This is a genomic window from Mesorhizobium sp. M0139 (assembly GCF_040322455.1).
GTDB lineage: Bacteria > Pseudomonadota > Alphaproteobacteria > Rhizobiales > Rhizobiaceae > Mesorhizobium.
The window spans coordinates 108,682-129,987 of record NZ_JAMYTN010000011.1; the positions used below are offsets into that span (position 1 = coordinate 108,682).

The following is a 21,306-nucleotide window of genomic DNA, read 5'->3' on the forward strand; positions in this document are numbered from 1 at the left end:
CTCAATCCTGGTGCAGGATGAATTCCAGATAGAGGTTGCGCTGCAGGATCGAATGGTTGTCGTCCGAGATCAGCGACACCATCAGCGCTCCGTCATCGCGGGTCCAGACGTCGAGCCCTTCCATATTGTCGATCTGGTAGCCCATGTCGGCTTCCATCAGCACCGGCCCGTCGGCAACCGCGCCCTTCTCGACGCTTTCGCCATAGATGCGTCGCAGCCGCATCCTGACACCGCCGGCCATCGAGAAACTGCGCTCCAGCAGCAAGAGATCGCCATCCGGCAGGAAAGCGCCGTCGGTGATGTCGAAATCGCCGTTGCGCTTGACCGTGAAGACGCCCTTGTGCGGCCCTTCGATGATGGCGGCATAGATGTTGCCAGCCTTGTCCAAGCTCTTTTCCGAGACCACGACGAGGCCGCCCTCGTGCTGGCCGTTGGGATTGGCGTGGGTGACGGTCTCGAAACCGCGGTTCTGTCGCAGTTCGCGGGCTGGAACCAGAAAGTTCAGTTGCTTGAACGGCGCCGTCATGTTGCTGGGGTCGATCTTGAACTGGGCGACGCGGTGATCGCGCTCGAAGCCGACGGTGGCGATGCCGTCCTTGACTGCAAGGCCCTCGGCATCGACTTCCCATTTCCTGTCGATCGGCCGGCCCTTTTCATCGACCATCTGCTGCATGCGGAAATTCTGGATGCCGGACGGCCGCTTGTCGGCATCATGGGTGATCGAGCCGAAGAACCAGAAGCCCGTATCGGCGACGCCGATGAAATCGCTGCCAGGTTTGACGAACCGAAATGCCGACAGCGCGCCGAAATCGCGCGTCGTCGAGTTCATCTCAAGACCGCCGACGAATTCCAGCAGCCCAAACTGCTTGTCGGCGCTGCCGATATTGAAGGTGGTGATCGGCCGCGCCGAGACTTCGACCGGCTCGACCGCGCTTGGGCCGGCGGCGATGGCCGGCGCAAACGCCATGCCGAACAAGGCAGTGACCGCGAAGAGCATCTGCCGAAACCCGCCGCGCAAAAAAATCATCCAGCGCGCCGGTAGCCGCCGCGGCGTGTATCGCGCACGTTTTCCTCGGCAAACAGCGAGGCCAGCTGCTCGGTCATGGCGCCGGCCAGTTCCTCGGCATCGACGATGGTGACGGCGCGCCTGTAATAGCGGGTAACGTCGTGGCCGATGCCGATGGCCAGCAGCTCGACCGGCGAGCGCGTCTCGATCAGCTCGATGACGGCGCGCAGATGCCGCTCGAGATAGTTGCCAGGATTGACCGACAGCGTCGAATCGTCCACCGGCGCGCCGTCCGAGATCATCATCAGGATCTTGCGCTGTTCGGGCCGGGCGATCAGCCGGTTGTGCGCCCATAACAACGCCTCGCCGTCGATGTTTTCCTTGAGCAGGCCCTCGCGCATCATCAGGCCGAGATTGCGCCGGGCGCGACGCCACGGATGATCGGCGGATTTGTAGATGATGTGGCGCAGATCGTTGAGCCGGCCGGGGTTCGGCGGCTTGCCGTCCTTCAGCCACTTCTCGCGAGCCTGTCCGCCCTTCCACGCCCGCGTGGTGAAGCCGAGGATCTCGACCGAGACGCCGCAGCGCTCCAGCGTGCGCGCCAGAATGTCGGCACAGGTGGCGGCAACCGTGATCGGCCGACCGCGCATCGAGCCCGAATTGTCGAGCACCAGCGTCACCACCGTGTCGCGGAATTTGGTGTCGCGCTCCTGCTTGAACGACAAGGGCTGCATCGGGTCGATGACGACACGAACCAGGCGTGCCGGATCGAGATAACCCTCTTCGAGGTCGAAATCCCAGGAACGGTTCTGCTGCGCCATCAGGCGGCGCTGCAGCCGGTTGGCGAGCCGTCCGACGACGCCGGAGAGATTGGCCAGTTGCTTGTCGAGGAAGGCGCGCAGCCGGTCGAGTTCTTCTTCCTCGCACAGCTCTTCCGCACCGACGGTCTCGTCGAAGGCGGTGGTGAAAACCTTGTAGTCGATCTCTTTCGGCAGGTTGGCGAACGGGTTGTCGTTACGGCGCGCCTCGCCCGGCGTTTCGGCGTCCGCATCGTCATCGTCGGAAAGATCGTCGGCAGTGGCGTCGGAGGCCTCAGTCTCGGACGACTGTTCGTCGTCGGCCGAGGCCTCGGCGTCCTCGGATTGCGACTGCTCGGAGCCGGAATCCTCTTCGCCGCCCTCCTCGCTCTGCTCCTCGCCTTGCGGCTGGTCCTCGTCATTGTCCTCGGAGTCTTCGGTCTCCTGATCGTCGCCGAGTTCCTCGGCCATCTCCATGGACGCCAGCATCTCACGCACGATGCGGGCGAAGGCCTGCTGGTCGCCGAGCTTGGCCGACAGTCCGTCGAGATCGGCCTTGGCCTTCTCCTCGACCCAGGGCCGCCAGAGTTCGACCAGCCGTTCGCCGCTCTTCGGGATCGGCCGTCCGGTCAGCTTTTCGCGCACCATAAGCGCCAGCGCCTCCTCGATCGGCGCGTCGGCCTTGTCCTTGACGTCGACAAGGTTGGCCTTGGCGTATTTGTCCTCCAGCATCGAGCCGATATTGTCGGCGACGCCCTGCATGGCGCGGCTGCCGATCGCCTCGACGCGGGCCTGTTCCACGGCGTCATAGATCGAGCGCGCCAGCTTGCCTTCCGGCGCCAGTTTGGTGTGGATGCGCTGATCGTGGCAGGCGCGCTTCAGCGCCATGGAATCGCCCAGGCCACGAGTAATCGCGATGTCTGTCTTGGACGCTTTCTTCGGCAGTTCGGGCAGACGGGCGCGGCTGCCGGCGAGCGCCGGGCGGTCCTTGGCGAAACCGACTTCGAGCTCCTTGTCGCCGGCGATGGCGCGCATGCAGACGGTGACGGCACGCTTGAAGCTGTCGGCTTCAGACCCCGTCTTCGACTTGTTGCGCGTGTTGTCGCCCGGACCCGCCATCGAGGCTCTGCTCAGCCCAGCACCACGTTGGCGGCGCTCTCGGGCAAATCCTCGCCGAAGGCGCGCTGGTAGAACTCGGCCACCACCGAACGCTCCAGCTCGTCGCACTTGTTGAGGAAGGTCAGCCGGAACGCCATGCCGATATTGCCGAAGATCTCGGCATTTTCGGCCCAGGTGATGACGGTACGCGGGCTCATCACGGTCGACAGATCGCCATTGATGAAGGCCGAGCGCGTCATGTCGGCGACGCGCACCATCTTGTTGACGATGTCCTTGCCCTTGCCGTCGCGATAGTGCTTGGCCTTGGCCAGCACGATGTTCACCTCATTGTCGTGCGGCAGGTAGTTCAGCGTGGTGACGATCGACCAGCGATCCATCTGCGCCTGGTTGATCTGCTGCGTGCCGTGATAGAGGCCGGTGGTGTCGCCGAGGCCAACGGTGTTGGCGGTCGAAAACAAGCGGAACGCCGGATGCGGGCGGATGACCCGGCTCTGGTCGAGTAGCGTCAGGCGGCCCGACGATTCCAGCACGCGCTGGATGACGAACATCACGTCCGGACGGCCGGCATCGTACTCGTCAAAGCAGAGCGCGACATTGTGCTGGTAGGCCCAGGGCAGGATGCCGTCGCGGAATTCGGTGATCTGCAGGCCATCCTTGACGACGATGGCGTCCTTGCCGACGAGGTCGATACGGCTGACATGGCTGTCGAGGTTGACGCGCACGCAGGGCCAGTTAAGGCGGGCGGCGACCTGTTCGATATGGGTCGATTTGCCGGTGCCGTGATAGCCAGACACCATGACGCGGCGGTTGTAGGCAAAGCCGGCAAGGATCGCCAGCGTCGTCGCCTTGTCGAACAGATAATCCGGATCGATGTCCGGCACATGTTCCGAGGTCACCGAATAGGCCGGCACTACCATCTTGGACTCGAAGCCGAATTTGTCTTTCACCGACACCGTCGTGTCGGGCAAATTGGCGATGTCGCGATCGACCTTGTTCATCTCTATCCAAGTCTCCACGGGCGAAATGCCTGATTTCGCCGGCAATCGATTTTGTCCGGGGGCGGTCTTAGAGCCTTTTCCACCCTTATGAAAGTTGGAAAACGACACGAACCGTTAGGTTGCTCAGCACAAACCCGCCTGCTTGAGCACGCGATAGGCCTGCAGCACATCGCGGAACCGGTCTTCCGAACCTCTATCGCCGCCATTCGCATCCGGATGGTGGCGCTTCACAAGTTCCTTATAGCGCGCCTTGATGTCCTTGCCAGTCGCCTTTGTATCAAGGCCAAGCGTTTCCAGCGCCTTGGCCTCAAGCGGCTTGGCCTTGCGTTCGCGCGCCTCGCGCGGGTCCTTCGGCCCTTTGAACAGATCGAAGGGATCGCGCATGCGGTTGTAATAGCCGGCGCGACCGGAACGCTGCTGGGCGAAATCGGGCGAGGAGCGCGTCGAGGCGCCGGCGACGCCCATCTTCCATGTCGGCCGGTGGCCGGTCATCGCTTCCTTCTGGAAGCGGGCTATCTCGGTGTCCGGCACGCCGGAGAAGTAGTTGAAACCCTTGTTGTATTCGCGCACATGATCGAAGCAGAACTGAAAATACTCGCCTTCCTTCATGCGTCCGACCGGCGCCCGGTGGGTACCGGCCTCCTTGCAGCCGTCCCACTGGCAGATCGGCGAGTGCGACTTCAGCTCCGCATCCTTGTCGGGACGGACCCGAATTTTCTCGAAATATTTGGGGTACGGTTTCATCTCACCCATTTATGGGCTGTTCGCACGTGCGAAACAAGAATTGACATTTTCGCGATCATCGCCCTAACCGCTGAATCGCGGCATAAAGCAGGGCGAATGGCGATTTTTGTGGCGGCCCGGCGGGATCGATCCGATTTCCCGATCACGCCTTGCAGATATGGTGAAGGGAGATGGCGATGTCCATACAGGCGACGATGGAAGACAAGCTGAACAAGGCGTTTTCGCCGGAGCGGCTGGCGATCGTCAATGAAAGCCACCTTCATGCCGGTCATCACCACCACGGCTCCGACGATCACGGTGCCTATGACGGCACCGGCGAGACGCATTTTCGCGTCCGCATCGTCTCATCCGTCTTTGCCGGCATGAGCCGCATCGATCGCCACCGCGCCGTCAACGAATTGCTCGCAGCGGAGCTGCAAGCCGGCGTCCATGCGCTGGCAATCGAACCGGCTGCACCCGGCGAAAAGACCCGTTGGTAAGTCTCTCCGCCTCAGATCACCGCTTCGATGAGAAACGGTCCCGGACGCGACAGGGCACTGTCGAGCAGCGCGTCGAACCGCTCGCACGTGTCGGCGCGGGCCGCCTCGACGCCCATGCCTTTGGCCAGCGCAACCCAGTCCAGCGCCGGATGGTCGAGATCGAGCATGCGCCTAGCGTTCTCGCCGATCTCATTGACCCCGACATTCTTCATTTCGCCATGCAGGATGGCGTAGGTCCGGTTGGAAAAGATGATGGTCACGACGTCAAGCTTTTCCCTGGCCTGGGTCCACAGTCCCTGCACCGTGTACATGCCGCTGCCGTCGGCCTCGAGATTGATCACCTTGCGGTCCGGGCAGGCGATCGCTGCTCCTGTCGCCATCGGAATGCCGCCGCCGATCGATCCGCCCGTACCCATCATGTAGTCGTGCGGCGCCGCAAAGGCGGATAGCGCGAAGAACCGTCTCGCCGAGGTGACCGCTTCGTCGCAGACGATGGCATTGGCCGGAAGTTTGCGCGCCACCGACAGCGCGATGGCATCGTCCGTCAGTCTGCCGCTCAGCGTCGGTTCGTCTGGAAAGGCGGTTGCGGCGGCGAATTGCTGCGTCGGCTTGATGCCGACCTCGGCAGCCAGCGCCTCCAGCGCCGCTTTCAGATCCTGGCCATGCGCCGCCAGCGAAAGCACCTTGCAATCGTCCCGAACCAGCCGCCCGGGCTTGCCGGGATAGGCGAAGAAGGCAACCGGCTCCTTGGCGCCGACCAGCACCAGCAAGTCGATATCCCGGAGCATGGCCGTCGCCGCATCGACCGGATAGGGAATGCGGGTCGGGGCGAACCGCCCGCGGCCGCGCTGCATGCGGGCGATCAGAACCTCACTGAACAGCCTGACATCGCTTCCCGATGACATTCTCCCTGCGATTTCAAGTCCATCGGCGCGCGCCGCCTGCCCACGCACCACCATGCCGACACGGCCCGGCGCGGCGCGGATTGCTTCGGCGATCGTGCGCACAACAGCCATGTCGACGGCGGGCGGCGGCTCCAGCTTCACCTTGCCAGGTGAAATCGCAGCAACTTCGCCCCAGGCGGCATCCGCAGGCAGGATCAGCGTCGTGACGCCAGGCGGCGTGAGTGAGGCGCGGAAAGCCGCCTCTGCGGCCGGCACAATATCGGCCGGCCCCTTGACGCGGCCAACCCAGTTCGACATCGGCGACGCCAGGCCTTCTATGTCGCTGGTCAGCGGGGCATCGAGCGGCAGATGGTAAGAAGCATGGTCGCCGACAATGTTGATCATCGGGCTGCGCGCACGCCTTGCGTTGTGCATGTTGGCCAAACCGTTGGCGAGACCCGGTCCGGTATGCAGCAACGTTGCTGCCGGGCGGTCGGTCATGCGCGCATAGCCGTCCGCGGCGCCGGTCACCACGCCCTCGAACAGGCCGAGCACGCAACGCATCTGAGGTTTGCGGTCCAGTGCGGCAACGAAATGCATTTCGGATGTGCCAGGATTGGCGAAGCAGACCGTGACGTCATTGGCCAGGAGCACGTCGCACAGCAGATCGGCGCCATTCATGATTTTCTTTCCCAATCGACAATTCAGGAACAATTGCACCTGTAGGCGCCGGGTCGGCAATGTCCCGCCGGGGCTTTTGGTCTGATCCAGGACGCCTCGCGGGATCCGGCGATCAACCGACGGTCCATTCAGGAAGGCCAGCATCGCGGCGGTCAACGCGTCGCCGTCCTCGCCGAAGTCGTGATTGATCGACATATGCGTGTAGGCGTTGCCGTCGAACAGCGTCACTTCAGTGCCGATGGCGCGCAGGCGTTTGGCAAAGCCTTCGATTGGTCGTCGCGGCCTTCGGCGCGCGAATAGGCGATGAAGGTCGGCGGATGCTTGTGTCCATCGAGATAGCTGGCCGGCGACAACGCCGCCCATCAGCGCCGCAGCACCGGGCAACCCGCCATTCCAGCCACTCCGAATGTTTCCTCCCAAGCCTTCTACCCGGATTGCAGCCACTCTCCTTCATGTGAAGGGAACCAACAATGCTTTCCGACAGTTGAAGGTGATGAGGCGATTGGAATCCAGATCGGCTCCGAGGGCAGAACATCATGCGTGCAACCCAATCCGACGTCTTCGATCTTTTTTCGGAAATTTATGCCAATGCGGCGGACGAAGAGGTCAGCATCCAACAGTATCTTCTTGCCTGTCGGGAAGACAAATCGATGTACGCTTCGGCGCCCGAAAGGATGGTCGACGCAATCGGCGAACCAAAACTGGTTGACACCAGCAAAGACGAGCGCCTCGGCCGCATTTTCTCGAATCGGACCCTCAAGATCTACCCTCATTTTTCTGACTTCTATGGAATGGAGGATACGATCGAGCGCATAGCTGGATATTTCCGCTATGCCTCGCAGGGGCTCGAAGAACGCAAGCAGATCCTCTATCTCCTCGGCCCGGTCGGCGGCGGCAAATCCTCTCTGGCCGAGCGCCTGAAGAAACTGATGGAGCAGCGCCCGATCTACACGCTGAAGGTCGGCAACCAGATCAGCCCGGTTTTCGAGTCGCCGCTTGGGCTGTTCCATCCCGATCACATGGGTGATCTGCTAGAGGATAAATACGGCATAGCCCGGCGCCGGCTGAACGGATTGATTTCGCCATGGGCGGCCAAGCGCCTCGACGAATTGTCTGGCGACATTTCCAAATTCAGCGTTGTCAAGCTGATGCCTTCGCGGCTGCGCCAGATCGGCATTGCCAAGACCGAACCTGGCGATGAGAACAATCAGGATGTCTCGGCCCTGGTCGGCAAGGTCGACATCAGGCAATTGGAAAATTTTAGCCAGTCCGACCCCGATGCCTATTCCTATAGCGGTGGCCTGAACCGGACCACGCAAGGTCTGCTTGAATTCGTCGAGATGTTCAAGGCACCCATCAAGGTTCTGCATCCGCTGCTGACCGCGACACAGGAAGGCAGCTACAACGGCACTGAAAATTTCGGCGCCTTTCCCTACCAGGGGATCATCGTCGCCCATTCCAACGAGTCGGAATGGCAACAGTTCAAGAGCAACAAGAACAACGAGGCGTTTCTCGATCGCATCCTGGTGGTCAAGGTACCCTATTGCCTGCGGATCACCGAAGAGAGGCAGATCTATGAGAAATTGCTGCGTGAGAGCGAGTTGGCCGCCAGCCCCTGTGCCCCTGAAGTTTTGGACATCCTCAGCCGCTTTGCAGTTTCGACGCGCTTGGCCGAGCACGACAACTCGCCGCTCTACACCAAGATGCGCGCCTATGACGGCGAAAATCTGAAGGAAGTCGATCCCAGGGCAAAGTCGGTCCAGGAATATCGCGACGCCGCCGGCGTCGATGAAGGCATGACGGGCGTCAGCACGCGCTTTGCCTTTAAGATCCTTTCGCAGACATTCAACTTCGATAATGAGGAGGTGGCCGCCGATCCTGTGCATCTGATGTACATTCTGGAGGAGGCGATCAAGCGGGAGCAGTTCCCGAAGGAAACGGAAGCGGCCTATCTTGAATTCATCAAGTCGGAGCTTGCGGCGCGCTACGCCGAGTTCATCGGCCACGAAATCCAGAAGGCCTATCTGGAGTCCTATAGCGAATACGGCCAGAACCTCTTCGACCGCTACATCGCCTATGCGGATGCCTGGATTGAGGACCAGGACTACAAGGACCCCGACACCGGCCAGATCCTCAACCGGGAGATCCTGGACAACGAACTTTCGCAGGTCGAGAAACCGGCAGGCATCGCCAATCCCAAGGACTTCCGTAACGAGGTGGTGAAGTTCACTCTGCGCGCTCGCGCAAGAAACCACGGCCGCAACCCGTCATGGACCAGCTATGAAAAACTGCGCGAGGTCATCGAGAAGCGGATGTTCGGACAGGTCGAGGACCTCTTGCCGGTGATCAGCTTCGGCTCCAAGCAAGACAGCGTTACGGAAAAGCGCCACAACGAATTCGTGCAGCGCATGATCGAGCGTGGCTACACAGAACGGCAGGTACGCCGGCTGGTGGACTGGTACATGCGGGTGAACAAGGCGGGTTGACAGAGCCGGATGGTTCCATGCCGATCTTCATCGACCGTCGCCTGAACCCCAAGGACAAGAGCCTTGGCAATCGACAGCGCTTCCTCAGGCGTGCTCGCGAGGAGTTGAAGCGGAGCATTCGCGATCAAATCCGCACTGGCAGGATCGCCGACGTGGATACCGAGCACGCCGTGCCCATGCCTGAAAGGAAAACAGCCGAGCCGAGCTTCAACGATGACAGGGCCAGCGGACGGCGCCGACACATCCTTCCGGGCAACAGGCATTTTTCCCCTGGAGACCTGCTCCCGAAGCCGCATGGGGGCGGCGCGGCGTCGTCGCCAGGAAACACGGCGTCGGAAGACGATTTTCGTTTCGTGCTGTCACGCGAGGAGGTGCTCGAACTCTTTTTTGAGGATCTCGAACTGCCCGACCTGGTTAAGCTCAATCTCAAGGAAATCCTTGCCTTCAAGCCGCGCCGGGCCGGCTTCGCGGCAACCGGTTCCCCGACCAACATCAATGCCGGCCGCACCATGCGCAACAGCCTAGGCCGGCGCATTGCGCTGAGGCGCCCCACGCAGCAGGAACTGGAGGCGATCCTCCGGGAAATCGTCACGCTTGAGTCGGCCCCGGCCGGCGCGGCGGTGCGCCAGCGCATCGCGGAATTACGCGACGAGCTTGACCGGCTGGAGCGACGGCGCAGGCGAATTGCCTTTGTCGATCCGGTCGATATCCGATTCAACCGCTTCGACGCCCGGCCGGTGCCGAATGCCAATGCCGTCATGTTCTGCCTTATGGACGTGTCCGGATCGATGGGCCAACGCGAAAAGGACTTGGCCAAACGCTTCTTCGTGCTGCTGCACCTGTTCTTGAAACGGCGCTACGAACGCACGGAGATCGTCTTCATCCGCCATACCCATGAGGCGCACGAAGTGGATGAGGACACGTTCTTCTATAACACGCAGAGCGGCGGTACGATCGTCTCCACCGCGCTCGACGAAATGCACCGCATTATCGGCCAGCGCTATCCTGCCAGCGAGTGGAACATTTACGCCGCGCAGGCCTCTGACGGGGACAATTTCACCACCGATTCCGAGCGATGCATAGAACTCATGAACGGCAAGCTCATGCGCCTGTGCCAGTATTTCGCCTATGTCGAGATCATCGACGAACGCGAGAGCCACATATTCGGTGCTACCGAAAACGGGACGTCGCTTTGGCGCGCCTACAGTACGATCGAGCTGAAATGGCCCAACTTCCAGATGAGCCGCATCGCTGCTCCCGCGGATATTTACCCGGTCTTCCACCGGCTCTTCGCCAGGCAGCCGGCGGCCATCAAGAGCGCTTGAGAGAGAGAGATGGTCAGGCGAGCCAACGAAACGAATTTGTTGTTTTCCGGTTCCGACTGGAATTTCGAGAAATTATCGCGGGCTTTTGAAGAGATCGAGGCGATCGCGGTCGACGAGTTGTATCTCGATACTTACCCGGTCCAGATGGAGATAATCTCCTCCCAGCAGATGCTCGACGCCTACTCATCTATCGGCATGCCACTGATGTATCGGCATTGGTCGTTCGGCAAACATTTCCTTCACCAGGAGCTTCTTTACCGCAAGGGTGGCCGGGGGCTGGCCTATGAACTGGTCATCAACTCCAATCCCTGCATCGTCTACCTCATGGAGGAAAACACCATGGCGTTGCAGGCCCTTGTGACGGCCCACGCGGCGCTTGGCCACAATCATTTCTTCAAGAACAATCATCTGTTTCAGCAATGGACCGACGCCGGGGCAATCCTGGGTTATCTGGACTTCGCCAAGGGCTACATCGCCCGGTGCGAGGAGCGGCACGGCCTTGAAGCAGTGGAGGCCATTCTCGATTCCGCCCATGCGCTGATGGAACAAGGGGTGTTCCGCTACCACCGGCCGCCAAAGCTCTCGTCGGAGCGACAGCGCGAAGGGCTTCGCGAGCGCCTCGAATACGAAGAGCGCTCCTACAACGATCTGTGGCGCACGCTGCCGCCATCGCAGAACAAAAACAAGTCCGGCAATGAGGATCAAGGGATGGCGGAGCGCAAGAGATCGCTCAACCTTCCCGAGGAAAACCTCCTGTATTTCCTCGAGAAGAACAGCCTGATCCTGGAACCCTGGCAGCGCGAGATCATCAGGATCGTCCGCGTTATCGCGCAATATTTCTACCCGCAGCGACAGACTCAAGTGATGAATGAAGGCTGCGCCACCTTCGTGCATTATACGCTCATGAACATGCTATTCGATCGTGGCCGGATCGGCGAAGGTGCCATGCTCGAAATCCTGCGCAACCATTCGAACGTGATCTTCCAGCCGGCCTTTGACGATCCCCGGTTTTCAGGCATCAATCCCTATGCCCTCGGCCTCGACATGATGCAGGACATACAGCGCATTTCGACCGAGCCGACGGCGGAGGACCGCGACTGGTTCCCGGACATTGCAGGACATGGCAACTGGCGCGAGGTCCTGCTTGAGGCCTGGGCCAACCACCGCGACGAATCCTTTATCCGCCAGTACCTCAGCCCGAGCTTGATCCGAAAATGGCGGTTCTTCGTGCTTGGCGATGGAGCCGACAAACCGCATTTCGAAGTCGCGTCGATCCACAACGAACGTGGCTATCACAAGATACGCGCCCAGCTTGCCCACGGTTACGACCTTGGAGCGAATCGGCCGGACATCCAGGTGATTGATGTCGACCTGCTCGGCGACCGGCAGTTGCGGCTGCAACACAGGGTAAAGGATGGTGTTGTGCTCGAAGGGGCCAGCCGTGACGCGACGCTCCGCCATGTCCGCAGCCTCTGGGGCTACGAGGTCAGCCTGGTCGCAGTTGACGCTCAAACCGGTGCGACAATCCACGAACGGTCTACGAGCCAGATCGCGGCATAAGCTCGGCAAAGAGCGTCATGTGGCGGACCTGCTCGGTACCTTTAGGATTCGCCCGCCGGCCTGATCCTGATCCTGGCGATCCGGTTCTTGTCGCGTTTCATCACCACGAAGCGCTTGCCGTGGAAGGTGAAAGCCTGCTTTTCCTCGGGGATCGACTGCGTCTCGTGGATGACCAGCCCGGCAATGGTGGTCGCTTCCTCGTCAGGCAGGTTCCAGTCGAGCGCCCGGTTGAGATCGCGGATCGGCACGGTGCCGTCGACGACCACGGAACCGTCCGCCTCCTGCTTGACGCCCTGAATGTCGACGTCGTGCTCGTCGGCGATCTCGCCAACGATCTCCTCGATAATGTCCTCCAGCGTCACCAGCCCTTCGACCTCGCCATATTCGTCGACGACGATGGCGAAATGCGCCTTGGCACGCAGGAAGGCGTTGAGCTGTTCCTGCAGCGTGGTGGTGTCGGGCACGAACCAAGGCTTCGACGCGATCTTCATCACGTCGATCCGGGAAAAGTCGTTGCCGACCTCGTTCAGCGCTCGCAGCAGGTCCTTGGCGTGCAGCACGCCGACAATGTTGTCGAGCGAGCCTTTCCACAACGGCATGCGGGTGTGCGGGCTTTGCAGGATCTCGCGCACCACCGCTTCCGGCCCATTGTCGGCATTGACCGAGCGCATATTGGTGCGGTGGACCATGATGTCGGAGACTTCGAGCTCGGCGAGATCGAACAGCCCGCCGACGCGGTCGCGGTCCTCACGCACCATCTGGCCGTCGCGGCGGAAATCGTCGACCGCGCCGCGCAACTCGTCCTGTGTCGAGCGCTGCGGCTCGATGCGCGACAGCTCATAGCCGAATATGGCAAGCAGGCGCGTGCGCACGGCCAGGACAAGCAGGATGAGGATGGCAAGGACGGCGACGACGGTCCAGCCGGGCTCGTTGATCATCGCTGCCGGCTTTCCTGGCCCGGGTGGTTCTCCCTGAGGAACGAAAGCACTTCCGACGCCGGTACATCCTTGGCAATAAAAGCTTGGCCAACGCCGCGCGTCAGGATGAATGTCAGCGCGCCGCGCGACACTTTCTTGTCCTGGGTGATGAAGCCAAGCAGCGCCTCGGCATCGGGCAACTCACCAGGGATGTCGGCCATCCGCCAAGGTAGACCGACGGCGCGAAGATGCGCCTCGACCCGCGCCGCGTCGTCGGGGCTGGCCAGATTGAGCCTTGCGGAAAAGCGGTGCGCCAGCGCCATGCCGATGGCGACGCCTTCGCCATGGACGAGGCGGGCGCCGTCATACTGTGTGGCGCCTTCCAGCGCATGGCCGAACGTGTGGCCAAGATTGAGCAGTGCGCGGTCGCCGGTTTCGAACTCGTCGCGGGCGACGACATCGGCCTTGGCGCGGCACGCCTCGGCGATGGCCTCGGCCCGCTCCGGTCCGCCAGCGAACACCTTTTCCCAGTTCGCTTCCAGCCAGGCGAAAAACGCCGGTCGGTCGATCAACCCGTATTTGGCAAGCTCGGCATAGCCGGCGCGAAATTCGCGGATCGGCAGCGTGTCGAGCACTTCGGTATCGGCCAGCACCAGTTTCGGCTGGTGGAAGACACCGAGCAGATTCTTGCCGCGCGGACTGTTGATGCCGGTTTTGCCACCGACCGAGGAATCGACCTGCGCCAGCAGCGAGGTTGGAATCTGGACGAAATTCATGCCGCGGCGCACGATGCCGGCGGCAAAGCCGGTGAGGTCGCCGATGACGCCACCGCCGAGCGCAATGACGACATCGCCGCGCTCCAGCTTGGCGGCGAGCACGCCGTCGACCACCTCTTCGAGATGGCCAAAGCTCTTGGTCTTTTCGCCGGCCGGCAAAGTGATGACGGCAGGCTGGATGCCGCGTGTTTCCAGACCGGCCTTCAGCGCGTCGAGATGTGCCGCCGCGACATTATCGTCGGTGACCACCGCCGCTCTCGTGCCGGGCAGGCGGCGCGAAATCTCGGCGCCGGCGCGCGCCAAAAGGCCGGGGCCGATCAGGATGTCATAGGCACGCTCGCCAAGGCCGACCTCGACAGTGACCGGTTCGCTCACAGCCGCACCTCGCCCGGCGCAGTCGGAGCCGGAATGCCGAAATGCCCGCACAGCGCGTCGACAACCTCGGTCGCAATGACCTCCTTGCGGTCGTCGCGTGTCGGCACGGTGATGTTGGACGTGGCATAGACCGGGTAGCGCTCGCCCATCAGCCGCTCGAGCACGGCGCGCGGATCGGCGCTTTTGAGCAACGGCCGGTTCTGCTTCTTGGACACGCGTTCCATCAACAGGTCGATCTCGGCCTTCAGCCACACCGACACGCCATGCCCGGCGATCGCTTCCCGCGTCTGCGCATTCATGAACGCGCCGCCGCCGGTCGACAGCACCTGCGGCCCACTCTCCAGCACGCGCAGGATGACGCGCTGCTCCAATGCCCGGAATTCGGTCTCGCCATAGCGTTCGAACAGTTCCGGCACCGTCATGCGCGACACGGTTTCGATCTCCTGGTCGCTGTCGACGAAGGGCAGCGACAGCATCGTCGCCACCTTGCGGCCGATCGCCGTCTTGCCGGCGCCCATCAGGCCGACAAAGACGATCGAGCGGCTGCCCAGCCTGTCGAGCAGCGCGGCATGGCTATCGCCGGGAGGATTTGCTGGTAACGCGTTCATGAGACCATGCTGTTTCTAAGCCGTCTTTGCCGGCGTATCGACATCAAAAGCCCGTTTGCGTCAAGCATAGCGCCTTTCGCACGCAGAGCCCTTCGTCCTTGAATTGACGGAATTAGCGTCCCATAAGGACACAGGGCTTGGAATCGCAGAGCAAAAAGACGGGCGAAGATTGATGCCGACACTGTTCCGCTTTGTCGTGACGATGATGATTCTTGCCGGCATTGCCTATGGTACGATGGTGGCGTTGGCGATGTTCGTCGAGCCGAAAAAAGCCGAAATCACCGTGCGCATTCCACCGGAAAAGCTGAACCCCAAGAAAAACTGACCCAAAACTGACCCCTGGAACATGAACAGCGCGGCTCGCATCGAAGCCTTTCTCGAGATGATGAGCGCCGAACGCGGTGCCGCTGCAAACACGCTGTCTTCCTACCGCCGTGATCTCGAAGACGCTTCGCAGCAGATTGCCGGCGGGCTTGCCGCTGCCGCCGCAGCCGACATCCGCGCCTATCTCGACGATATCGCGGCGCGCGGCTTTGCGTCGACGTCGCAGGCGCGCAAACTGTCGGCGATCCGCCAGTTCTTCAAGTTTCTCTACGCCGAGGGCTTGCGCGGCGACGACCCGACCGGCACGCTGGACAGCCCGAAAAAGGGCCGGCCGCTGCCCAAGACGATGAGCGAGGCCGATACCGGTCGGCTGCTCGACCGTGCGGCGCTTGAGACAGGCGATGGCGTCAATGGCGACCGGGTGGCGGCACTGCGCCTGCACGCTTTGGTCGAGGTGCTCTATGCCACCGGTCTGCGTGTGTCCGAACTTGTCGGCCTGCCGGTGACCGTCGCCCAGCGCGCCGACCGCTTCTTCATGGTGCGCGGCAAGGGCGACAAGGAGCGCATGGTGCCGCTGTCGGCCAAGGCCCGCATGGCGATGCGGGCATGGCTCACGGCCCGGGCGTCGGTGCCGGCTTTCGCCGACAGCCCGTTTCTGTTCCCGGCCGCCGGCGACAGCGGCTTTCTCTCCCGGCAGGTCTTTGCCCGCGACCTCAAAGGCCTTGCCGCGCGGGCCGGCATATCAGCGGCCAAAATTTCGCCGCATGTGCTCCGCCATGCTTTTGCCAGCCATCTCCTGCAGAACGGCGCTGATCTCAGGGCGGTGCAGCAGTTGCTCGGCCACGCCGATATCTCGACCACGCAGATTTACACGCATGTGCTGGAAGAGCGGTTGGTGCGGCTGGTCAACGATCATCATCCGCTTGCCGACTAGGCCTCATATCGCTATGTGAGGGCAACGTGCCCGCGCGGAGCCTACATCTGCGCGATGTTTGCCTTCCGACGCATCGGTCCGCTCAAGAATGTACAATTACCTCGATTTCGAAAAGCCGGTGCAGGACCTTGAACTCAAGATCCTCGAGCTGAAGAAGCTTGCCGAGAATGGCGAGGCGGTCGATGTCGGCGACGAAATCAGCCGGCTCGAGAAGCGCGTGCGCGACGCGCTGCGCGACATCTACAAGGCGCTCACGCCGTGGCAGAAGGTGCAGGTCGCGCGCCACACCGACAGGCCGCATTGCCTCGACTACATCAAGGGTCTGTTCAGCGATTTCACGCCGCTCGCCGGCGACCGCAATTTCGGCGAGGACCAGGCGATCATCGGCGGCTTCGCCCGCTTCCGCGGCGAACCGGTGGCCGTCATCGGCCAGGAAAAGGGCTCCGACACGGCGAGCCGGCTCAAGCACAATTTCGGCTCGGTGCGCCCTGAAGGCTACCGTAAGGCCGTGCGGCTGATGGAACTTGCCGACCGCTTCCAGATTCCACTTCTGACGCTGGTCGACACCGCCGGCGCCTACCCCGGCGTTGGCGCCGAGGAACGCGGCCAGGCTGAAGCCATCGCCCGTTCAACCTCGGCCTGCCTCGGCCTCAAAGTGCCATCGATTTCGGTCGTCATCGGTGAAGGCGGTTCGGGCGGCGCCATTGCGATCGCCACCGCCAACCGCGTCTACATGCTGGAACACGCCATCTATTCGGTGATCTCGCCGGAAGGCGCTGCCTCGATCCTGTGGCGCGACACCACGCGCTCGAAAGATGCGGCGACCAACATGAAGATCACCGCCCAGGACCTTCTGGAAATGAAGATCATCGACGCCATCATTGCCGAGCCGCTCGGCGGCGCCCAGCGCGCGCCCGAAACGGTGATCGCCGCCACCGGCGACCTCATCGCCAAGACGATGAAGGATTTTGCCGGCGCCAACACCGATTTTCGCGAACAGCGCCGCGAAAAATATCTGGCGATGGGCCGCAGCCTCTGATTTTGGCCGGCAGCGCACCGCAATGTGGCGTCAAGGAGCAATTTCGCCATAAAAATGCCGCCGCATTCGGCTCAATAAAAAATCCGTGACACCGGGCGAATTGCCGTGGGGGACGCCGTCCGACGCTTGCGGTAAGGAATTTTCAAGGTTAACGGGCTTAGGGTCCGTCAGTGTTCAGCATGCAGGCCCGGGCGCTATCCGGCCGTGCCGCGAGAAAAAGACATAGCCGTATCCATGTTTACCAAGCTTGCCCGCACTGGACTCCTGATCGCCGCGCTTGGCGTTGCCGGCTGCAACGATTCCTCGATGAAGAATTTTGCGCCGGAAGCCAGCAAGCCGCTGCCGGACAAGATCCTGGCCGACATGAAAGCCAAGGGCATGATCCGCACCTCGTCGGTGATGGCTCGCATCTTCAAGGAAGAAGGCAAGCTCGAAATCTGGAAGGCCAAGACCACCGGCCGCTACGAGATGGTCGCCAGCTACGACATCTGCAAATGGTCGGGCAAGCTCGGCCCAAAATACACCGAGGGCGACCGCCAGGCGCCGGAAGGTTTCTATACGGTCCGCCCGTCGCAGATGAATCCGCGCTCGAACTATCATCTGTCCTTCAACATCGGCTATCCCAACGCCTATGACCGTGCCAATGGCCGCACCGGCGCCAATCTGATGGTGCATGGCGCCTGCTCGTCGTCGGGCTGTTATTCGATGACCGACCCTCAGATCGAGCAGATCTACGCTTTTGGTCGCGATGCCTTCCAGGGCGGCCAGACCGAGTTCCAGATCCAGGCCTTTCCATTCCGCATGACCGCCGCCAACATGGCGCGCTACCGCAACGACCCGAACTATGAGTTCTGGAAGATGCTGAAGGTCGGTTACGACAATTTCGAGATCACCAAGGTGCCGCCGAAAGTCGATGTCTGCGACAAGCGCTATGTCTTCAACCAGGTGGCGCCCGAGGGCACGACATTCGATCCGACCGGCGCCTGCCCGGCGACCACGCAGCCGGATTCGCTGAAGAGCGCACTCAACGCCTATCAAAGCAGCTATGACGCGGCCTTCACCGGCGCGGTCAAAGCCAGCGTGCCGGCGCCCAAGCCGACCATTGCCGGCATCAAGGAAGCCAGCATCGTTTCCGACTGGTCGAAGCGCCGCGCCCGGGGCGAGCGCGTGCCGATCGAACCGCCGTCGCTGAATTCCGACGGCACGCTGACCGAGACGGCGCGCATGGGCCGCATCGATTCGCCGGCCGGCCGCAAAATGGCGGCGCTGGACGCAGAGAAGGAAGCCAAGCGCAAGGCCGAGGAACAGCGGGTTGCTGCCATCGAGGCTGCGAAAGCCGCCAAGGCCCAGGCACTGGCTGAAAAGCAAGCGGCAAAGGCCCAAGCGCTGGCCGAAAAGGAAGCAGCCAAGCAGGCCCCCCAGCAGCCGGTCGCCACTGCGAGCGTCGAGGCGGCGCCTGCGGAACCGCCGGCGGACGAAAGCCGGATGTCGAAGATCAAGAACAAGCTGCTAGGCATGTTCGGCGGCTGAGGTTTTCGCCTTGCCGATGCATGCCGCCCAAAAGTGCGCAGCGGTTTTGGGACAAAGACATGCATGAAAACAAACAAACAAATCACACCGCAATCTATGACCTCAAGGGTCTGAACTGCCCCCTGCCCGTTCTCAAGGCGAAAAAACGCCTGGCGGCAATGCAGCCGGGCAGCCGGCTTTGGCTGGAGACCACCGACCCGCTGGCGGTCATCGACATCCCCGCCTTTTGCGCCGACGCTGGTCACCAACTGGTTGAAACGTCAGCCGTCACCGGCGGCCACCGCTTCCTGGTCGAACGCGGCGCAGAGCGAGCCTGAGAATCAGCCCCCGGCTATCGCCAGCGGATTGCTCTCCAGCGCCGCGCGATCCGGCGTGTCGATCGACGGCCGGTTGGTGAAGGCGGAAAACAGCCGGCGCACATAATCTTCCGGCATATCGAGCGTGATCAGCACCAGCCTGGTGCCGCGTTGGCCGTCCGGCCAGGCCAGCAGCCGCGCCGGCGGATGCAGGATCTTCTGCACCCCGTGGACGACAAGCGGCCGCGACGGGTCCTCCGCAAGCTCGATGATGCCCTTCATCCGCAAAAGCTTGTCGCCATGCGCAGAACGCAGCAGGTCGAGGAACATCTCGATCGCCGAAAACGGCACCGGGCCGTCATGGACCAGCGAGTAGGAGCGCACGCGGGAATCGTGGCGGTGGTGGTGCTCATGCTCGCCGTGGTCATGATCATGATGATGGTGGTGCTCATGGGCGGCTTCTTCGCCGAGCCAGCGCCGGACATCGGCGGATTTGGTCGCCGGATTGTAGAGGCCGCAATCGAACAGCGCCGTGACGCCGGTTCGGCCGTCGCCGGCGTCCAGCACCACGGCGCCTGGATTGAGCTGATGGAGTCGCGTTCGCAAAGCATCGACGTCGCCGGGATCGCTGGCCAGATCGACCTTGGTCAGCACGATGCGATCGGCGACTGCCACCTGCTTGACCGCCTCGACATGGCCGTCGAGCGTCGCGTTGCCGTTGACCGCGTCGACCAGCGTGATGACGCCATCAAGTCGGAAGGCCTGCACCAGGGCGGGATGCGCCATGATCGACTGCAGCACCGGCGCCGGATCGGCGAGCCCGGTGGTTTCGACGACGACGCGGGCGAGACGGGCGATACGGCCCGTCTGCAGCCGGTCGACGAGGTCAGCCAGCGTGTCGACCAGTTCGCCGCGCACCGTGCAGCATAGACACCCGTCGGACAGCTGGATGATGCCGTCCGAGGCCTGCTCGACCAGAAGGTGGTCGATCGCCACCTCACCGAATTCGTTGATGATGACGGCCGTGTCGACCAGTGCCGGATCTTTGAGCAGCCGGTTGAGCAATGTCGTCTTGCCGGCGCCGAGGAAGCCGGTGACCACCGTGACGGGTATCGGAAAGCCAGCCATCGCCTAGTTCGCGGCTTTGACCAGCTGGTCGCCCTGCACCGCGGTTGCCTGGCCCACCACGGCCGGTTCGGCGCCCTTTGGCGCCGGAATGTCTGGCCGCCAGCTCGGCAGCGGCACATCGGCGTATTCCTGGCCGCCCTGGTCGAGCATCGCCTTCGGCGCCGGCCCGGTGGCGCCGCCGAGGCCCACGGCAACCAGCGTCGGCACGTGGTCGAGCTTTTCCTGATAGGGCGATTTCGGCACGTCGGCGCCCTTCGCGGCCACCGGCGGAGCCGCCTCGGACTGCTCGTGCGGCGCCTTCTTCTTGCAGATCTCATCATGCATGTCGTTGGGTGACATGGTATCGCCATAGGAAGGCATGGCCGCGACCGTGAGCCAGTTCGGGTCGGGCATGGCAAAGCCCTGGTCAAGCAGCCTGGCGGCGGTCTCGGCACGGCTGATCGCCGATTTTTCGCCGAGCACGACCGCGACCAGCGTGCGGCCATTGCGTGTCGCCGAGCCGATCATGTTGAAGCCCGAGGGACAAACGAACCCGGTTTTCATGCCGTCGGCGCCGGGATAGCGCCCGATCAAGAGATTGTAGTTGGAGATCGCCTTCTTGCCGACGGCAAGGCCTTCGATCGAGAACCAGGGGGCGTATTGCGGGAATTCCTTGCGGATCGCCATCACCAGCAGGGCAAGATCGCGCGCCGTCGTATACTGCTCCGGCGAAAACAGTCCGTTCGGATTGACGAAATGCGTTCCGGTCATGCCGAGCCGCGCCGCCTCCGCATTCATGCGAACGGCGAATCCGGCCTGCGAGCCGCCTATGTTTTCGCCGATGGCCATGGCGATATCGTTGGCCGATTTGACCAGCATCATCTTCAACGCATTGTCGAGCCGCATCACCGAGCCCGGCTTGAAGCCCATCTTGCTCGGCGGTTCGCCCGCCGAATGCTTGGTCACCTTGATCGGTGAATCGAGCTGGACCTCGCCGGCGGCAATCGCCCGGAAGGTGACATAGGCGGTCATCAGCTTGCTCAGCGAAGCGGGATACCAGCGCTTGAATGCGTCCTGGTGCTGCAGAACCTTGCCGCTGTTGAGGTCGAACAGGATCACCGGATTGGCCAAAGCTGGCCCAGCCAGCATGGGTAGCGCCAAGCCGCCCGTTAGCAGTAATTTGAGGATATGGCTGTGCCGCATCATGGAATCCGAAATCGCCTCTTGCCGTAGTCGCCCCTGGCTCCGTAAGATTTCGTTACGCGATGGCCAGCATGACCTGATCCGGCCCTCAATTTCCGGATCACATTGTCTGGGGTGC

19 protein-coding genes are annotated in these 21,306 nt (G+C 62.2%); 9 read left to right on the forward strand and 10 right to left on the reverse strand.

Annotated features, from left to right (window positions below):
* Window position 1: 1 nt before the first annotated feature.
* The 4 genes from NKJ58_RS19895 to NKJ58_RS19910 form a co-directional block, all read right to left on the reverse strand.
* The gene (locus NKJ58_RS19895; protein ID WP_023731083.1) at window positions 2-1,027 is read right to left on the reverse strand and encodes an esterase-like activity of phytase family protein; all 1,026 of its coding nucleotides are present in this window, start codon (window positions 1,025-1,027) and stop codon (window positions 2-4) included.
* On the reverse strand, window positions 1,024-2,922 hold the full coding sequence (gene cobT / locus NKJ58_RS19900; RefSeq protein ID WP_023735203.1) for a cobaltochelatase subunit CobT: 1,899 nt from the start codon (window positions 2,920-2,922) through the stop codon (window positions 1,024-1,026). Before cobT ends, NKJ58_RS19895 begins: the two co-directional genes overlap by 4 nt.
* Window positions 2,923-2,933: 11 nt before the next feature.
* Window positions 2,934-3,920 (reverse strand): cobaltochelatase subunit CobS, encoded by a 987-nt coding sequence (gene cobS / locus NKJ58_RS19905; RefSeq protein WP_023670677.1) that lies wholly within the window; start codon window positions 3,918-3,920, stop codon window positions 2,934-2,936.
* A 123-nt stretch (window positions 3,921-4,043) separates the two neighbouring features.
* The gene (locus NKJ58_RS19910) at window positions 4,044-4,673 is read right to left on the reverse strand and encodes a J domain-containing protein (protein WP_032887126.1); all 630 of its coding nucleotides are present in this window, start codon (window positions 4,671-4,673) and stop codon (window positions 4,044-4,046) included.
* Window positions 4,674-4,840: 167 nt separating this feature from the next.
* Between NKJ58_RS19910 and NKJ58_RS19915 the strand changes: the two genes are divergently transcribed.
* On the forward strand, window positions 4,841-5,143 hold the full coding sequence (locus NKJ58_RS19915; protein ID WP_023670675.1) for a BolA family protein: 303 nt from the start codon (window positions 4,841-4,843) through the stop codon (window positions 5,141-5,143).
* Window positions 5,144-5,154: 11 nt separating this feature from the next.
* Here the strand turns inward: NKJ58_RS19915 and NKJ58_RS19920 are convergent, their stop codons facing one another.
* The gene (locus NKJ58_RS19920) at window positions 5,155-6,708 is read right to left on the reverse strand and encodes an acetolactate synthase large subunit (protein ID WP_023701378.1); all 1,554 of its coding nucleotides are present in this window, start codon (window positions 6,706-6,708) and stop codon (window positions 5,155-5,157) included.
* 536 nt (window positions 6,709-7,244) lie between these two features.
* On the opposite strand from NKJ58_RS19920, the gene NKJ58_RS19925 reads away from it, so the two are divergent.
* The 3 genes from NKJ58_RS19925 to NKJ58_RS19935 are packed head-to-tail and all read left to right on the forward strand — an operon-like array spanning window position 7,245 to window position 12,079.
* Entirely contained in the window at window positions 7,245-9,194 is a 1,950-nt protein-coding gene (locus NKJ58_RS19925) for a PrkA family serine protein kinase (RefSeq protein WP_352518509.1), read from the forward strand.
* A 17-nt stretch (window positions 9,195-9,211) separates the two neighbouring features.
* Entirely contained in the window at window positions 9,212-10,519 is a 1,308-nt protein-coding gene (locus NKJ58_RS19930) for a YeaH/YhbH family protein (RefSeq protein ID WP_023686733.1), read from the forward strand.
* A gap of 9 nt (window positions 10,520-10,528) precedes the next feature.
* Entirely contained in the window at window positions 10,529-12,079 is a 1,551-nt protein-coding gene (locus tag NKJ58_RS19935) for a SpoVR family protein (RefSeq protein WP_352518510.1), read from the forward strand.
* 41 nt (window positions 12,080-12,120) lie between these two features.
* Here NKJ58_RS19935 and NKJ58_RS19940 read toward each other — a convergent pair whose 3' ends face one another.
* From NKJ58_RS19940 to NKJ58_RS19950, 3 genes are read right to left on the reverse strand one after another with little or no spacing between them, the layout of a single operon-like run.
* On the reverse strand, window positions 12,121-13,017 hold the full coding sequence (locus NKJ58_RS19940; RefSeq protein WP_352518511.1) for an HlyC/CorC family transporter: 897 nt from the start codon (window positions 13,015-13,017) through the stop codon (window positions 12,121-12,123).
* Window positions 13,014-14,147, reverse strand: coding sequence for a 3-dehydroquinate synthase (gene aroB, locus NKJ58_RS19945; RefSeq protein ID WP_352518512.1), 1,134 nt, complete (start codon window positions 14,145-14,147; stop codon window positions 13,014-13,016). The genes NKJ58_RS19940 and aroB overlap by 4 nt, the downstream gene beginning before the upstream one ends.
* Window positions 14,144-14,755, reverse strand: a complete 612-nt coding sequence (locus tag NKJ58_RS19950; protein WP_023670667.1) for a shikimate kinase — start codon at window positions 14,753-14,755, stop codon at window positions 14,144-14,146. Before NKJ58_RS19950 ends, aroB begins: the two co-directional genes overlap by 4 nt.
* 172 nt (window positions 14,756-14,927) lie before the next feature.
* Between NKJ58_RS19950 and NKJ58_RS19955 the strand changes: the two genes are divergently transcribed.
* From NKJ58_RS19955 to NKJ58_RS19975, 5 genes are all read left to right on the forward strand, one after another.
* Entirely contained in the window at window positions 14,928-15,080 is a 153-nt protein-coding gene (locus NKJ58_RS19955) for a hypothetical protein (protein ID WP_023670666.1), read from the forward strand.
* Window positions 15,081-15,101: 21 nt separating this feature from the next.
* Window positions 15,102-16,013: a site-specific tyrosine recombinase XerD gene (locus tag NKJ58_RS19960; RefSeq protein ID WP_352518513.1), complete on the forward strand. Its 912-nt coding sequence runs from the start codon at window positions 15,102-15,104 to the stop codon at window positions 16,011-16,013.
* 88 nt (window positions 16,014-16,101) lie between these two features.
* A complete protein-coding gene (locus tag NKJ58_RS19965; protein ID WP_023685389.1) occupies window positions 16,102-17,052 on the forward strand; it encodes an acetyl-CoA carboxylase carboxyltransferase subunit alpha in 951 nt (316 codons plus the stop codon).
* Between the two features lie 234 nt (window positions 17,053-17,286).
* Window positions 17,287-18,582 (forward strand): L,D-transpeptidase family protein, encoded by a 1,296-nt coding sequence (locus NKJ58_RS19970; RefSeq protein ID WP_352443961.1) that lies wholly within the window; start codon window positions 17,287-17,289, stop codon window positions 18,580-18,582.
* 59 nt (window positions 18,583-18,641) lie between these two features.
* The gene (locus tag NKJ58_RS19975; protein WP_031193210.1) at window positions 18,642-18,899 is read left to right on the forward strand and encodes a sulfurtransferase TusA family protein; all 258 of its coding nucleotides are present in this window, start codon (window positions 18,642-18,644) and stop codon (window positions 18,897-18,899) included.
* Between the two features lie 3 nt (window positions 18,900-18,902).
* Here the strand turns inward: NKJ58_RS19975 and NKJ58_RS19980 are convergent, their stop codons facing one another.
* A complete protein-coding gene (locus NKJ58_RS19980) occupies window positions 18,903-20,006 on the reverse strand; it encodes a CobW family GTP-binding protein (protein ID WP_023686739.1) in 1,104 nt (367 codons plus the stop codon).
* 3 nt (window positions 20,007-20,009) lie between these two features.
* Entirely contained in the window at window positions 20,010-21,188 is a 1,179-nt protein-coding gene (locus NKJ58_RS19985) for a D-alanyl-D-alanine carboxypeptidase family protein (protein WP_023685373.1), read from the reverse strand.
* Window positions 21,189-21,306 lie beyond the last annotated feature (118 nt).